The following is a 12,695-nucleotide window of genomic DNA, read 5'->3' as shown; positions in this document are numbered from 1 at the left end:
ATGCGTCCGGTGCGGACGTATTCCCGGCCGACACCTTAAGGACAGGAGCCCTGGTGCCGACTCTCATTCCAAAGCTTACCACATGGCGCGCGGATCTTCCCGCCTCCATCGTCGTCGCGCTCGTCGCGCTGCCCCTCTGTCTCGGCGTGGCGCTCGCCTCCGGGGCGCCACTGTTCGCCGGCATCATATCGGGCATCGTCGGCGGCATCGCGGTCGGCCTGTTCTCGAAGTCGCCGCTGTCGGTCAGCGGCCCCGCCGCCGGCCTGACCGTGATCGTGCTCACCGCGATCGAGAGCATGCCGAGCTACCAGATGTTCCTGATGGCGGTCGTGCTAGCCGGCGTGCTCCAGATCTGCTTCTCGCTGACCCGCGCCGGCATCCTCAGCGAGTTCGTGCCGTCCTCCGTCATCACTGGCATGCTCGCCGCGATCGGCCTGATCCTGATCCTCAAGCAAATACCGCATGCCGTCGGCTTCGACCGTGAGGCCGAGGGTATCTTCGAATTCACCACCGCGAACGGCATCAACACCTTTTCGCGGATCCTCGACAGCCTCAGCGCCGCGGTGACGCCGGGTGCGATCCTGATCGCCTCGGTCAGCCTCGCCTTCCTGTTCTGGTGGGACGGCGCGAAGCCGAAGGACGGCCCGCTGCGCTTCGTTCCCGGCCCGCTGGTCGTCGTGCTGATCGGCATCTTCGGCAACATGTTGCTCGGTGCCGTGAAGCCCGATTGGCAGTTGCAGGCGACGCATCTTGTGCAGGTGCCTATCACGCAGACATTGTCGCAATTCCCGTCGCTGTTCACTTTCCCCGATTTTTCCGGGATCACGATGGGCATCGTCTGGAGCAGCGCGGTCACGCTCGCGATCGTCGCCAGCCTCGAGTCGCTGCTGAGCGTCAAGGCGGTCGATGAGATCGATCCGCGCCGTCGCTCGACCGACAAGAACTGGGAATTGATGGCGCAGGGCGGCGGCAACATCCTGTCCGGGCTGATCGGCGGCCTGCCCGTCACCTCGGTGATCGTGCGCTCGTCGGCGAACGTCGATGCCAAGGCCGAGAGCAAGCTGTCGACGATCCTGCACGGCTTCTGGCTGCTGGTCAGCGTCGCGTTGATCCCCGCGGTGCTAAACCTGATCCCGCTGTCGGCACTCGCCGCGGTGCTGATCGCGACCGGCTACAAGCTGACCAAGCCGAAGCTCTACACCGAGCGCTTCAAGCAGGGCTGGACGCAGTTCATTCCGTTCGTCGTCACGGTGGCTGCGATCCTGTTCACCGACCTGCTCGAAGGCATCGTCATCGGCCTCGCGGTCGGCTTCGTGTTCGTCGTCGCGCGCAACTTCCGCACGGCGATCACCTTTGCCTGCGACGACGAGGACTGCCTCGTCCGCGCCCGCCGCAACCTGTACTTCATCCACAAATACGAGTTGCAGAAGTCGCTCGCCAAGGTGCCCGACAATGCGAACCTGCTGATCGACCTGTCGTCGACCAGCTATGTCGATCTCGACAACGTCGACATCATCAACGCGTTCATCAAGGGCGCCGCGTATCGCGGCATCACCGTGCTCATCCGCGGCGATCTCGCGCTCCGGACGGTCAAGCTGATCAACGCCCCCCAGACCGAGGTCCGTTTCGCATGAGGCAGTACAAGCAGCTCCTGCTCGCCAATAAGGCGTGGGCGGCCGAGATCATCGAGGAGAGCGCCGACTTCTTCCAGCGCCAGCTGGTCGGCCAGAACCCCGAGTTCCTGTGGATCGGCTGTTCGGACAGCCGCGTCGGGCCCGAACAGATGACCATGACGCCGCCCGGCAACATGTTCATCCACCGCAACATCGCCAATCTCGTCAATGACGACGACATGAACCTGATGTCGGTGCTGCAATATGCGATCGACGTGCTCGGCGTGCGGCACATCATCATCTGCGGGCATTATGCTTGCGGCGGGATCCGCGCGACGCTGGATGGCGGCACCACCGGACCGGTCGACGACTGGCTGAGCACCGCGCGCTGCGTGTTGCACGACCATGCCGACGAGATCGACGCGCAGCCCGACCGCGAGCAGAAGGTCAACCGCCTGGTAGAGGTCAACGTCCGCGACCAGCTCATCCGGCTCGCGCGCACCAAGACGATCCAGGGGGCGTTCGCGCGGGGCCAGGAAGTGCTGCTCCACGGGTGGGTCTACGACATCCGCGACGGGCTGATCAAACCGATGATGGAGATCGATTCGACGACCGTGCTCGAAGAGGTCGGCCGGCCGGACAAGGTGCTGGTGTAAGGCGTTCCCCCTTCCCACCTTAGCCGTGGGAAGGGGCTATCTTTCGCTTACGAGCCGCGCCGCGCGGAGTCTGGCAGCATGAACTTGATACGGGTCGTCGTGGCGCCGCAACCGAGCCCGCCGTCGGGACGATACGTCTTGGCGTATTTGGCCTTGGTGAAGAACTTGGTGCCCGCCTCCGAGAAGATGAACGGCGGATAGCTCAGCAGCGCACGCTGGTTGATGACGTTGCCGTCCGCGCCGATGTCGAACTGAACCTGGGTCCACCCTTCGAAACCCCAACGCATTGCTTCCATCGGGAACGCTTCCGATCCCGGCTGGGATACCATCTTCGGTGGTGCATCCATGATCGCGCACTGGTTCGCGGTTAGGCCACTCGACGCGAATGTCGCCCGCGCTGCGTCGATCTCGCCGTTGCGCTCCTCAATCGATGCGATGCGGATCAGCGCGCCGACGCGCAGCGGATCGTTCGGCTTCAAGGCTTTGTCGTCCGCCACTTGCCGAAGCGTGACGATCGCCGTGTCGTTCTTCTCGGATTTTCGCGTCCGTGCGACGGCGCCGTCGACCATCATCAACCGGATCGCCGCCCGCGCCTGGGGGTCGTTCGCGTAGACGGGTTCCGATACCATCGGCGTCAGCGTCCGCTCGAATACCCCCGGCCGCCAGATGTCGGTCACCGCATCGACGCGTCCCGGCAGGTCGAACGTCAGCCGCGCACTAGGCGGCGCATCGTTGGCGACCGCGATCGCCAGCGCCCGCGCAGCCAAGGCCGCACGCTCTTCGCGCGCTACCGTAGGATTGTTCGTCAGGCGATAGATCGCGGCGAGCGTACGCAAACCATTAGGCGATTGAGCGGTCGCCGATGCGAGTTCGGCGCGCTGTCCGGCGAGCGCGGCCGCCTGCGAGCCGGTCGGTGCAGGGGCGACCGTGACGCCCTTGCTGGACAGCCACTGTTCCAGGACGTCGTCCAGTCCGTCGTCGATCGATGGCCGCTCGAACGCGGTCGAACAGCGCATCTCGACCCGCACGTGATAACGATAGAAGGCCGGGATCGCCTGCACCTTTTCGGCAGGCCATGACCAACCCTTGACCGCCCGCGCGAACTCCAGCGCGACCTGGCCGCCGCCCGCGGCATAGATCGGCGCCGCCTGGTCGATCGTACCGTCGGACGCGATGTTGAATTCGACCACCGCAACGTCCTGCGGCTTGAGACCGGCATCGCCGCCACAATCGGGCGAGCGCATCTCCGCGGCAGGGTCGAACGATCCCTTCACCATGCGTCCGGCACCAGTATAGGCCATGTACCGCCGCGCCTCGTCCGCATTGCCGCTCAGCAGGTATGCGATCGCAGCATCGGAGCGCGCCGATGCGTCCATGATATCGACCTTGTCGGTTTCGAGGCCGCCGAGAAGCCGGATCGCCTGCAACGCGCTGGCGCGGGCGCCGGCAATGTCCCCGGTGTTGAGCTTCAGGAGGGTCCGCTCGCGTGCGAACCGCGCGGCGACGCTCTTCTCGAGTTTCACCGTGCCGACCAATGCGTCGCTGCGTGCCAACGTCGCCGCCGCGGCGGTGGGATCGATGAAGATCTGCGCAGTCACCAGCGACAGCATCGCGCCCAGCTTGTCGGCGGTACTGATCGCGCTCGCCTCCGCCTGCTGGAGCGCGGTCACGGCGCCCGCGTAATCGAGCGTATCGGTCGCGACCTGGCCGAGGATGAGGAAAGCGCGTGTCCGGTCTTCTGCAAGACTGGCATCGTCGGCCGGCAGCAAGGCGAGCCCGGCCCGTGCAGCCTTAACCGATTCGTCGGCGCGGTTCAGCGCGAACAGAGTCGGCGCCTTGCGGACGAGCACGATGCCGCGGCTGCGTGACCCGGGCTTGGTTCGCGCTTCCAGTTTCTCCCAGGCCGCCAGCGACGCCGCGCGATCGGGTTTCGCATCCAGCGCCGTCGCTGCGTCGAAGTCCTGTTGAATTGTCGTCGTCGACGGCGGCGTCTGCGCGCCAACGGGGACGAGCCCACCCGCCATCGCCAACACGCCTGCACCCAACAGCGCGATCGTCTTGATACGCATCACATTCCCCACGTCGCAGCCCAGCGTTATTTCAGCGCAGTCTGCAATGGTTCGGGGAAGGATGCCAGAGGGTCTGTAAGCCGGGTTCTGTCCATTTCCGATCCTTCGATACGGAAGTTAGGCGACCATTCCTCTAGGACGACGGTTGCCCGCCGCCTCAAGCAATCAACCCGGGTGACGAGCTGAAACGAAGCCCATGTGCCACCCCTATTCGATCTTGCTCCCGGTGGGGTTTGCCGTGCCGCCCCTGTTACCAGGCGCGCGGTGCGCTCTTACCGCACCCTTTCACTCTGACCGCCCCAGCTTGCGCCGAGGGTTGGCCGTCTGCTCTCTGTGGCACTTTCCCTGAGGTCACCCTCGCCGGGCGTTACCCGGCACCGTCGTTTCGCGGAGCCCGGACTTTCCTCGCGTGTCCAAAGACACCCGCGGCCGCCCGACCCTCTGGCGACGCGAGCCCTAGCGCGGGTATGGGCGATGCACCACCGTTTTTAGTAGGAGCACTCTTACAGGCGAAACGCTCTCCCCTCCCTGGAAGGGAGGGGTCGGGGGTGGGTAGGTTTCCGCATCATGGAACGGTTACGACAAAAGCCGGCCAACCCACCCCCTGCCCCTCCCTTCTAGGGAGGGGAGACCGTAGCGTTCGTCAGTCGTCGCCCATTGGCTTCGGCAGCAGCAACGCAAGAAGAATGCACCGGCACTCCGCATCGACCTCGCCATCGACCAGTTCCGGTCGAAATCGCCGCTGGAAGGCCATCGTCGCTGCCATCCGGTTCTCGACGTCGTAGCCGAAGCGCTCGAGCGCGAGGCAGAAGCCGCCTTCGGTCCAGCCCGGGTCCATCAAATTCTTGGTAGGCCGCGGCAGCGCCAGTCGCCGCCGCGCCAGTTCGTGCCACGGAAACAGCTCGCCCGGATCGCGCTTGCGCACAGGGGCGATGTCCGAATGGCCGACGATGTTGCCGCGCGTGATCTCGTGGCGATCCTTGATCTCGGCGACCAGCTGCACGACCGATGCGATCTGCTCCGGCGGAAACGGGCGATAGCCGAACTCGTGGCCGGGATTGACGATCTCGATGCCGATGCTGGCCGAGTTGACGTCGTCGACGTCGCGCCAATGCGATTTGCCCGCGTGCCAAGCGCGCTTGTCCTCCGCGACCATCCGCAGGACGGTGCCGTCTTCCTCGACCAGATAATGCGAGGACACCTTCGCCTCGGGGTCGCGCAGCCGAGCGATCGCCGACGCGCCGTCCTGCATCCCGGTATAGTGCAGCACGATCATCGTGATGGGCAGCGAACGATCGTCGAAATTGGGTGACGGGGTCTCGATGAACTTCAAGCCAGCTTCCCTTTTAGCCGTCGGGCCAGCACCGATGGCGCAGTCTCGACCGCGGCGATCGTGACGCTGCATTGTGACGCCACCGCTCGACCGCATCAATAGCCTACGCGCGTAGGCAGACGCTTCCTGAAGGAGTCGTGGTCGGGGCTACACGTGATTCGGCGCGTCCCTCTTGCCGTCGGCCCGCATCCGGGCGAAAGCCGCTCGCGAAAAGGGAGTTGCCATGTCCGTGATGTCCGACCGCTGGATCCGCGAGCGCGCGCTGGGCGATGCGATGATCGAACCGTTCCACGAAGCGCAGCGCCGCGACGGCTGCATCTCGTATGGGCTGTCGTCCTATGGCTACGACGCGCGCGTTGCCGACGAGTTCAAGATCTTCACCAACGTCGACAGCGCGATCGTCGACCCGAAGGACTTTGCCGCGAACAGCTTCGTCGACCGCAAGACCGACGTCTGCATCATCCCGCCGAACAGCTTCGCGCTGGCCCGCACGGTCGAATATTTTCGCGTACCGCGCGACGTGCTGGTGATCTGCCTCGGCAAGTCGACCTATGCGCGCTGCGGGATCATCGTCAACGTGACACCGCTGGAGCCGGAATGGGAGGGGCATGTGACGCTGGAATTCTCCAACACCACGCCGCTGCCGGCCAAGATCTATGCGAACGAGGGTGCGTGCCAGTTCCTGTTCCTGAAGGGGAACGAGCCGTGCGAAGTGAGTTATGCGGACCGGGCGGGGAAATATATGGGGCAGCGTGGGGTGACTCTGCCGCGACTGTAGGGTTGGGCTCGGGGCTCGAGCGAGACCACGGCAGACGGTTGCTCAGCGTTAAAGCTGATCTAACTGCTCCATGTCGCCGAACTGCGCGATTCCGCGATGCTCCCCGCAACTTGGCAGCCACTTGTAGGCAGTGAGTAAAGGGCATCCCCTTCTAGCCAACCTCCCCGGCGAAGGCCGGGGTCCAGGTGGTGAGGTCTCGGTGATGACGCTCACCGCTCAGTTGGGGGCGGCTTCCAACTGGGCCCCGGCCTTCTCCGGGGTCGTGAGATGCCTGTCGTGGTTGACGGGGTTTCCGGCTGCTAACGACCGCGAGGTCGCAAGCGAATAGTGCACGAAACGTTGTCGGATTGCCGCCTAATCGCAGTACCTTCGAACCGCCGTCATGGCGATCCGATCGAACGATGAGGTTCCTTACAGCTGATAGCTGTTCGCAGCTGTGCAGATACGATCAACCGCCTACTCAGCTTGTTTCCCCGCGGACGCGGGGACCCAGTCTGGGCTCCCGCCTTCGCGGGAGAACAAGGGAGTACGCGACCTCCTCGGACGGCGCGCGTCAGTCGTTAGCGAGTCGCAATCTGCTGCGAATGGCGCGCCAATGCGCGGCTGGCCAGATCGTGCGAGGACGCCACTGCGCCCGATGGCAGGTCCATCGCGACCGCGGGACGGTCGAGCACCGCTGCATACAGCGCGCGTGCCTCCGACTCGCGGCCGGTGCGATGATAGACCGACGCCAGATTCAGCATGAGTTCGGGACGCTGCGGGAAGATCTTCCGCTCGGCGACGATGCGCTGTTCTGCCGTCGACAGGTCGCCGGCCGCGATCGCGACATAGCCAGTGCGATCCGTCGACGCGGACTGGTCCGCCAACGCCGGCGTGGCTGCACCCAAGGTTGCTAGAACGAACAGGACGGTCTTGCGCATCATCCATCTCCACTGACCTTCGCGTATCGGAAGGTTTCATTTTTGTGACAACAGTGTGTCACTTCGATGACTGTCATACAAGCACATTGATCAAGTTCGCCCAGCCATACGGACTGCGGTCTGTCGATAGCCCGCCAAGCGTTTTGCCGACCCGTTCCAGCCGCCGCCCGATCCTGAGCAAGCAACGAAAAAGGGCGGCCCCGGAGGACCGCCCTTTGGACGTTCGATACTGTACGCAGGACGTCTTAGAAGGCGTTGCGATACTGCTCGTTGCCGATGAAGCCGAGCTTGGTGATCGCGGACCGCTTGATCACGGCCAGCGTGCGATCGACCACTTCATACTTCGATTCCGGATCGGGCTGGAAGTGGAGTTCCGGCTCGGGCGTCATGCCAGCGGACTGATCCAGATACTGGCGCAGCGTGACCTCGTCGACCGGCGAACCGTTCCACGCGACCGTACCGGCGGGATCGATCGAGATCTTGTTCTTCTGCGGATCGACCGGGTTCTGCGGCTGGTTCTTGCTGTTGACCGGAAGGTCGACCTTCACCGCATGCGTCTGAATGGGGATCGTGATGATGAACATGATGAGGAGAACGAGCAGGACGTCGATCAACGGCGTCATGTTCATTTCCATCATCGGCGCGCCATCTTCTTTGCCGCCGCTCATTGCCATCTTATACTACTCCTAAATACGTCCGAGCGATCATCAGCGTTCGGCATCAGCGTTCGCCATCAACGTTCAGTGGTGCCGCCGGGAGGCGGTTCGGAGATGAAGCCGACGCGGGCGAACCCAGCCTGCTGCATCGTGTAGATCGTTGCGCCGATGCAGCGATACGGTGCGTTCACGTCGCCGCGGATGTGAGCCTCGGGCAATTCGAGACCAGCCGCGTTGACACCGCCCTGACGTGCGATCTCAGCCTTCAGCTTGTCGACGGCACGCTGCAGCAACTCTTCGTGAGTCACTGGCGAAAGACCCCAATACACCTGGCACTGACCGCCAGCCGACGTCACCGACAGCGAGACGTTCTCGGGCTTGGTCATCGTCGGATCGAACCGAACATCCGGCAGCTTCAGCTGCACAGCCTGGACCGCGACAGTCGTCGTCACCAGGAAGATGATCAGGAGCACGAGCATGACGTCGACCAGCGGCGTCGTATTGATGTCCGATATCGAACTCTCGGTGGAATCGCCACCAACACTCATCGCCATGTGCGAACTATCCTATCCATTTGATCGCCACCGGAACCGCCGGCGGCAATGAAGCGGGGCCGCTGCGAACAGCAGCCCCGCCTTTCGCGTCTTAGTTGGCGCGCGGTACGCCACCGGTCTGGCCGGCAGTCGTGGTCGTCGTAGCAGGCTTGGCCGAAACCGGCTTGGCAGCCGTTGCGATCGACGGACGAACCGCACCGTTCGAGGCAAGGAAGCCGAGCACGTCGTTCGAGAAGGCCGACAGGTCCTCTGCGATCGACTTGTTGCGGCGCTGCAGCCAGTTGTACGACAGCACGGCAGGAACCGCGACGACCAGACCGAGGGCGGTCATGATCAGTGCTTCACCGACCGGCCCTGCGACCTTGTCGATCGATGCCTGACCCGATGCACCGATCTTCACGAGCGCGCGGTAGATGCCGATAACAGTACCGAACAGACCGATGAACGGCGAAACCGAACCGACCGTCGCGAGGAAGGCGAGACCGCCACCCAGCTTCGAGTTGATCGCGGCTTCCGAGCGAGCCAGCGAACCGTGCAGCCAGTCATGCGCCTCGACCGGATCGGTCAGCTTCGAATGCTGATCCTGAGCGGCCAGACCATCGTCGACGATCTGCTTGTAGGCCGAGTTCTTCTCGAGCTTCGCCGAACCTTCGCGAAGGCTGTTCGACGACCAGAAGGCCTGACGGACGCGCTTGCCCTGGCCGATGATCTTCTGCTGCTCGAACAGCTTCGAGAACAGGATGTAGAACGACACGACCGACATCAGCACGAGAATGCCGAACACGGTCTGCGAAATCAGGCCGCCTTCGCGAAGTGCGGCTTGCAGGCCGTACGGGTTGGCGTCGGCTGCGGCGGGCGCTGCCGCTGCAAGAATGGTGGTGATCATGTTCGCTTAGTCCTCTGACTGAATTTTATCTGGTGCGGTTGACGTAGGATGGATCATTCCTGAGGCAGGACCCACCTGATGTTCAGCTGGTACGACGACCCTACGGCATTGCCGTTCTCGTCCTTGGCAGGCGTGAAACGCACCCTCGCCTTGGAGATCCGGCAGGTCGCATCATCCAGCGTCGTGTTGCCGCTGGACGACGTCACCGAACAGTCGGTCACGCGACCATCCGTACCGATCGTCAGCTTCGCGGAAACGCGACCCTGAGCACCCTCGCGCTGTGCCGACGGCGGATAATTGTCCGCGCCGAAATACTGCCCTGGGTTACCCTTGAGACCAGCAGCCTGCGAGACACGTGGCGTCGGCGGCGGTGCCGGCGGCGCTGGTGGTGCGGGCGGCGACGGCGGTGCCGTCGGCTGGAACCGAGGAATGATGCTCGACGTCGTCAGCGCGGGCGCTGGCTGCGGCGTTACCACGACTGGCGGCGGCGTCACGACCGTAGTCGGTGGCGGCGGCAGGTTTGGCTGGTCGGGTGGCGGCGGCGGGGGCTCGTCGGGCGGAGGCGGCGGCGGTGGCGGCTCCACGTCGAACGTCGTCATCTTTTCCTGGGCCTTTTTCACGTACTGGTACGCGAGGCCAGTGACGAAAGCATAGCCCAAGGCCGCATGAATCAGCGCGACGATCACGATCGCGACGATTTTGCCTCCGGACATCTTTTGGTCAGTATAGGCCATTCAGAAACGACACTCCCTTAATCTGCCTGCTCCGTACGCACGTGCCCGCAATGGGTACGCGGCACATGCGTCTGCCGTTGGCCGGAATAACCACGGGACAGTGAGCAAGTCCTATCGCCACGTTCTGCGACACGCAAACGCTTTGTCGGACGCAACAAACGTACAACCACAGGATGGCAGAATTATTTCTGTATCGTTCAGGTTGCGTAGCGTAGCCTGAAGACATGAATCTTCTCTTTCACGTTACGGCTTCGGCCCTCTCCGTCATCATCGCGGCAACTTCTGTCAGTGCTCAGGAAACCCCGGCCGCGCCCAGGGTTTTCGCCGATAACACGGATGCGTCGCAGGGTGCGGTGCAGCGCGAAGCGGCTGGCGGCATTGGATATTCCGACATCGCCGACCTGGTGCTTTCCGCCCCCGTGATCGCCGACGCGACTGTCCGATCGACGACGAAGATCAAGCCGGCCGAGGCACCAAATCTCGCGGCGGGTCATGTCAGACTATATGTCGAGGTCGACGTCACCGCGCTGATCCGCGGCGCCGACGGGCTGCCGCCGCGAATCGGGTATCTGCTCGACGTAATGCCCGACGCAGCCGGCCGGGTGCCGAAATTCAAGAAGGCGCGCGTGCTGATCTTCGCCAGACCAGTGCCCGGCGCAGTGAATCAGGTCCAACTGGTCGCGCCCGACGCGCAGCTGGATTGGACGCCGACCGCAGATGCACGCGCACGGAAGATCGCCCGCGATGCACTGGCGAGCGATGCGCCGCCGGTCATCACCGGCATCGGCAACGCGTTTCACGTGCCGGGCGCGCTGCCCGGTGAAGGCGAGACCCAGATCTTCCTGACGACCGCTGACCAACGCCCGGTTTCGCTGTCGGTGCTGCGTCGTCCCGGCGAACAGCCACGCTGGGCGGTTGCGCTGAGCGAAATCGTCGATGAATCGGCGGCGCCCCCCGCCCCGGAGACGCTGCTGTGGTACCGGCTGAGCTGCGCCTTGCCGGAGGCCTTGCCGGACCGCAGCACGGGATCGTTGGAGGCCGCCGATGCGACGATCGCGCGGGAGGATTACGCGTTCGTCGTGGCCGCGCTGGGGCCGTGCGGACGGACTCGGAAAAGCTGAACCACCCTCGGAAGCGCGCAGGCTAACCGACGACCAGTAATTGTCCGGTAGTGGAGCGCGCCTGCTCGAGAAACGCGACCGCGGCGTCTACATCGGCGTGTCGAGCCGCCTCGGCCGGTGCCACCCCATTCACGCGAACCGCTGGCGCCAGTTCGATCGCGAGAGGGCCGATCGCCGCCCTCGCCTGCGCCATCGTCAGCGGATCGAGGTTCGCGGGGATCAACACGATCCGCGATTCGCCGACTGCGCCACGGACGAGCGCCGCAATGTCCCCGCCCGGCTCCAGCGTCAGCAGCATGCGATCAGCGGCGATGTCGGACGAGGGTCACGCCGATTGCCTCGTCGGCTTCGGCGATCGCGAGCTTCACGATCTTGACCATCACCCGCAGGACGCGGGCATCCTGCAAGAACAACGTCTCGCAGATATGATCCGCAACGCCCTCGATCAGCGTGAAATGCACGCCGGGCGGCAGCGCGGTCGTCGCGGCGTTCTTCAGGTCGAGATAGTTCTTGGATGCCGACAACGGCGTATCCGGCGCGAAGTGTCTCGGGCAGACCATGTCCACGGTCAGAGAAATCCGCAACGGCTGCGGCAGGTGCGTCTCCTCCGAATAGATGCCGGTCAGGACCTGCACTTCGAGATCGTGGACTTCGAGTTGGAGACTGTCTTCCATCTGCGCGCCTCTAGCAGACGCACCGCGAGATGAAAGTCACACCGTTCGCGCCGGGTCGGCCGAGCGACGGTCCGGTTATCCTTGCGTTCAGCGTCGCCAAGGCTAAAGCGCGCTGCCCTTCCCGCGTGTACGCGGCGCAGTCCGGGCCGGAGATGCCGTTGATCACTCTCGTTCCCCTGGCCAGCATCAACCCGACAGCGGTCGAGATGCTGCTCGATGCCGCTTTCGGCCCGGATCGGTTCACGCGGACCGCGTACACGATCCGCGGTGGCACGAAGCCGGTCGCCGCGCTCAGCTTCGCCGCGGTCGAGGATGGCGTGCTGGTTGGCTCGATCCAGTGCTGGCCGATTGCGCTGGTCGACGACGACAGACTGTTTCAGCTGATCATGGTCGGCCCAGTCGCCGTGGTACCCGACCATCAAGGCGATGGCATCGGTCGTCGCCTGATGACGCAGGCGCTCGATGCGGCTGCCTTCACGGGGCTCGACGATGCGCTCATGCTGATCGGCGATCCCGACTATTACGGCCGCTTCTTCGGCTTCTCCGCCGACCGCACTGCACGCTGGGCCGCCCCCGGCCCGGTCGAGCGCCACCGCCTGCTCGCGCGCGGCGATGCCGTACCGGACAGCACCGGCATGCTAGGCCCGCGCGTTGCGGAGACCATGCCGGTCGCCGCATCCGCATAAGCCACCGCTTTACCT

At 64.2% G+C, this 12,695-nt stretch carries 14 protein-coding genes and 1 other RNA gene; 5 read left to right on the top strand and 10 right to left on the bottom strand.

From position 1 onward, the window contains the following. Window positions 1-53 precede the first annotated feature (53 nt). Window positions 54-1,634: a SulP family inorganic anion transporter gene (locus ASE82_RS02015; protein ID WP_082440998.1), complete on the top strand. Its 1,581-nt coding sequence runs from the start codon at window positions 54-56 to the stop codon at window positions 1,632-1,634. After that, on the top strand, window positions 1,631-2,269 hold the full coding sequence (locus tag ASE82_RS02010) for a carbonic anhydrase (protein WP_056058200.1): 639 nt from the start codon (window positions 1,631-1,633) through the stop codon (window positions 2,267-2,269). Before ASE82_RS02015 ends, ASE82_RS02010 begins: the two co-directional genes overlap by 4 nt. Before the next feature lie 47 nt (window positions 2,270-2,316). On the opposite strand, the gene ASE82_RS02005 is transcribed toward ASE82_RS02010, so the two are convergent. The 3 genes from ASE82_RS02005 to ASE82_RS02000 all read right to left on the bottom strand — a co-directional run bounded on the left by ASE82_RS02005 (window position 2,317) and on the right by ASE82_RS02000 (window position 5,614). Beyond that, a complete protein-coding gene (locus tag ASE82_RS02005; protein ID WP_056058198.1) occupies window positions 2,317-4,338 on the bottom strand; it encodes a hypothetical protein in 2,022 nt (673 codons plus the stop codon). A 60-nt stretch (window positions 4,339-4,398) separates the two neighbouring features. Further along, an RNA gene (gene rnpB, locus ASE82_RS04820) (RNase P RNA component class A) lies at window positions 4,399-4,783 on the bottom strand. 198 nt (window positions 4,784-4,981) lie between these two features. Then, window positions 4,982-5,614, bottom strand: a complete 633-nt coding sequence (locus ASE82_RS02000) for an N-acetylmuramoyl-L-alanine amidase (RefSeq protein WP_056059541.1) — start codon at window positions 5,612-5,614, stop codon at window positions 4,982-4,984. A gap of 280 nt (window positions 5,615-5,894) precedes the next feature. Between ASE82_RS02000 and dcd the strand changes: the two genes are divergently transcribed. Beyond that, entirely contained in the window at window positions 5,895-6,449 is a 555-nt protein-coding gene (dcd, locus tag ASE82_RS01995; RefSeq protein WP_055878967.1) for a dCTP deaminase, read from the top strand. Between the two features lie 560 nt (window positions 6,450-7,009). On the opposite strand, the gene ASE82_RS01990 is transcribed toward dcd, so the two are convergent. From ASE82_RS01990 to ASE82_RS01970, 5 genes are all read right to left on the bottom strand, one after another. Then, complete coding sequence (locus tag ASE82_RS01990) at window positions 7,010-7,369, bottom strand: tetratricopeptide repeat protein (RefSeq protein WP_056059539.1); 360 nt, start codon at window positions 7,367-7,369, stop codon at window positions 7,010-7,012. A gap of 245 nt (window positions 7,370-7,614) precedes the next feature. Beyond that, on the bottom strand, window positions 7,615-8,043 hold the full coding sequence (locus tag ASE82_RS01985; protein ID WP_056058196.1) for an ExbD/TolR family protein: 429 nt from the start codon (window positions 8,041-8,043) through the stop codon (window positions 7,615-7,617). Window positions 8,044-8,102: 59 nt separating this feature from the next. Next, entirely contained in the window at window positions 8,103-8,579 is a 477-nt protein-coding gene (locus ASE82_RS01980; protein WP_056058193.1) for an ExbD/TolR family protein, read from the bottom strand. 91 nt (window positions 8,580-8,670) lie between these two features. Next, the gene (locus ASE82_RS01975; protein ID WP_056058190.1) at window positions 8,671-9,465 is read right to left on the bottom strand and encodes a MotA/TolQ/ExbB proton channel family protein; all 795 of its coding nucleotides are present in this window, start codon (window positions 9,463-9,465) and stop codon (window positions 8,671-8,673) included. A gap of 53 nt (window positions 9,466-9,518) precedes the next feature. Continuing rightward, on the bottom strand, window positions 9,519-10,199 hold the full coding sequence (locus ASE82_RS01970) for an energy transducer TonB (protein WP_056058187.1): 681 nt from the start codon (window positions 10,197-10,199) through the stop codon (window positions 9,519-9,521). A 224-nt stretch (window positions 10,200-10,423) separates the two neighbouring features. Here ASE82_RS01970 and ASE82_RS01965 point away from each other — a divergent pair, with 224 nt between their 5' ends. Next, entirely contained in the window at window positions 10,424-11,320 is an 897-nt protein-coding gene (locus ASE82_RS01965) for a hypothetical protein (protein ID WP_056058183.1), read from the top strand. Between the two features lie 22 nt (window positions 11,321-11,342). Here the strand turns inward: ASE82_RS01965 and ASE82_RS01960 are convergent, their stop codons facing one another. Both ASE82_RS01960 and ASE82_RS01955 read right to left on the bottom strand, forming a co-directional pair. Next, window positions 11,343-11,618, bottom strand: a complete 276-nt coding sequence (locus tag ASE82_RS01960) for a Rossmann fold domain-containing protein (RefSeq protein ID WP_056058180.1) — start codon at window positions 11,616-11,618, stop codon at window positions 11,343-11,345. A 4-nt stretch (window positions 11,619-11,622) separates the two neighbouring features. Further along, the gene (locus ASE82_RS01955) at window positions 11,623-11,994 is read right to left on the bottom strand and encodes a dihydroneopterin aldolase (protein ID WP_056058178.1); all 372 of its coding nucleotides are present in this window, start codon (window positions 11,992-11,994) and stop codon (window positions 11,623-11,625) included. A gap of 29 nt (window positions 11,995-12,023) precedes the next feature. Between ASE82_RS01955 and ASE82_RS01950 the strand changes: the two genes are divergently transcribed. After that, window positions 12,024-12,680, top strand: coding sequence for a GNAT family N-acetyltransferase (locus ASE82_RS01950; RefSeq protein ID WP_335337793.1), 657 nt, complete (start codon window positions 12,024-12,026; stop codon window positions 12,678-12,680). The last annotated feature ends 15 nt before the right edge of the window (window positions 12,681-12,695 follow it).

Source organism: Sphingomonas sp. Leaf230, assembly GCF_001421745.1.
In the GTDB taxonomy this organism is placed as follows: domain Bacteria; phylum Pseudomonadota; class Alphaproteobacteria; order Sphingomonadales; family Sphingomonadaceae; genus Sphingomonas.
The sequence above is the reverse complement of the archived record's forward strand: the minus strand, read 5'-3'. Positions and strand labels throughout refer to the sequence as shown.

Coding starts and splice junctions, on each gene's coding strand:
- ASE82_RS02010 (WP_056058200.1), top strand. CDS start 1,631: ATGAGGCAGTACAAGCAGCTCCTGCTCGCCAATAAGGCGTGGGCGGCC.
- ASE82_RS02005 (WP_056058198.1), bottom strand. CDS start 4,338: ATGCGTATCAAGACGATCGCGCTGTTGGGTGCAGGCGTGTTGGCGATG.
- ASE82_RS02000 (WP_056059541.1), bottom strand. CDS start 5,614: ATGATCGTGCTGCACTATACCGGGATGCAGGACGGCGCGTCGGCGATC.
- dcd (WP_055878967.1), top strand. CDS start 5,895: ATGTCCGTGATGTCCGACCGCTGGATCCGCGAGCGCGCGCTGGGCGAT.
- ASE82_RS01990 (WP_056059539.1), bottom strand. CDS start 7,369: ATGCGCAAGACCGTCCTGTTCGTTCTAGCAACCTTGGGTGCAGCCACG.
- ASE82_RS01985 (WP_056058196.1), bottom strand. CDS start 8,043: ATGGCAATGAGCGGCGGCAAAGAAGATGGCGCGCCGATGATGGAAATG.
- ASE82_RS01980 (WP_056058193.1), bottom strand. CDS start 8,579: ATGGCGATGAGTGTTGGTGGCGATTCCACCGAGAGTTCGATATCGGAC.
- ASE82_RS01975 (WP_056058190.1), bottom strand. CDS start 9,465: ATGATCACCACCATTCTTGCAGCGGCAGCGCCCGCCGCAGCCGACGCC.
- ASE82_RS01970 (WP_056058187.1), bottom strand. CDS start 10,199: ATGGCCTATACTGACCAAAAGATGTCCGGAGGCAAAATCGTCGCGATC.
- ASE82_RS01965 (WP_056058183.1), top strand. CDS start 10,424: ATGAATCTTCTCTTTCACGTTACGGCTTCGGCCCTCTCCGTCATCATC.
- ASE82_RS01960 (WP_056058180.1), bottom strand. CDS start 11,618: ATGCTGCTGACGCTGGAGCCGGGCGGGGACATTGCGGCGCTCGTCCGT.
- ASE82_RS01955 (WP_056058178.1), bottom strand. CDS start 11,994: ATGGAAGACAGTCTCCAACTCGAAGTCCACGATCTCGAAGTGCAGGTC.
- ASE82_RS01950 (WP_335337793.1), top strand. CDS start 12,024: ATGAAAGTCACACCGTTCGCGCCGGGTCGGCCGAGCGACGGTCCGGTT.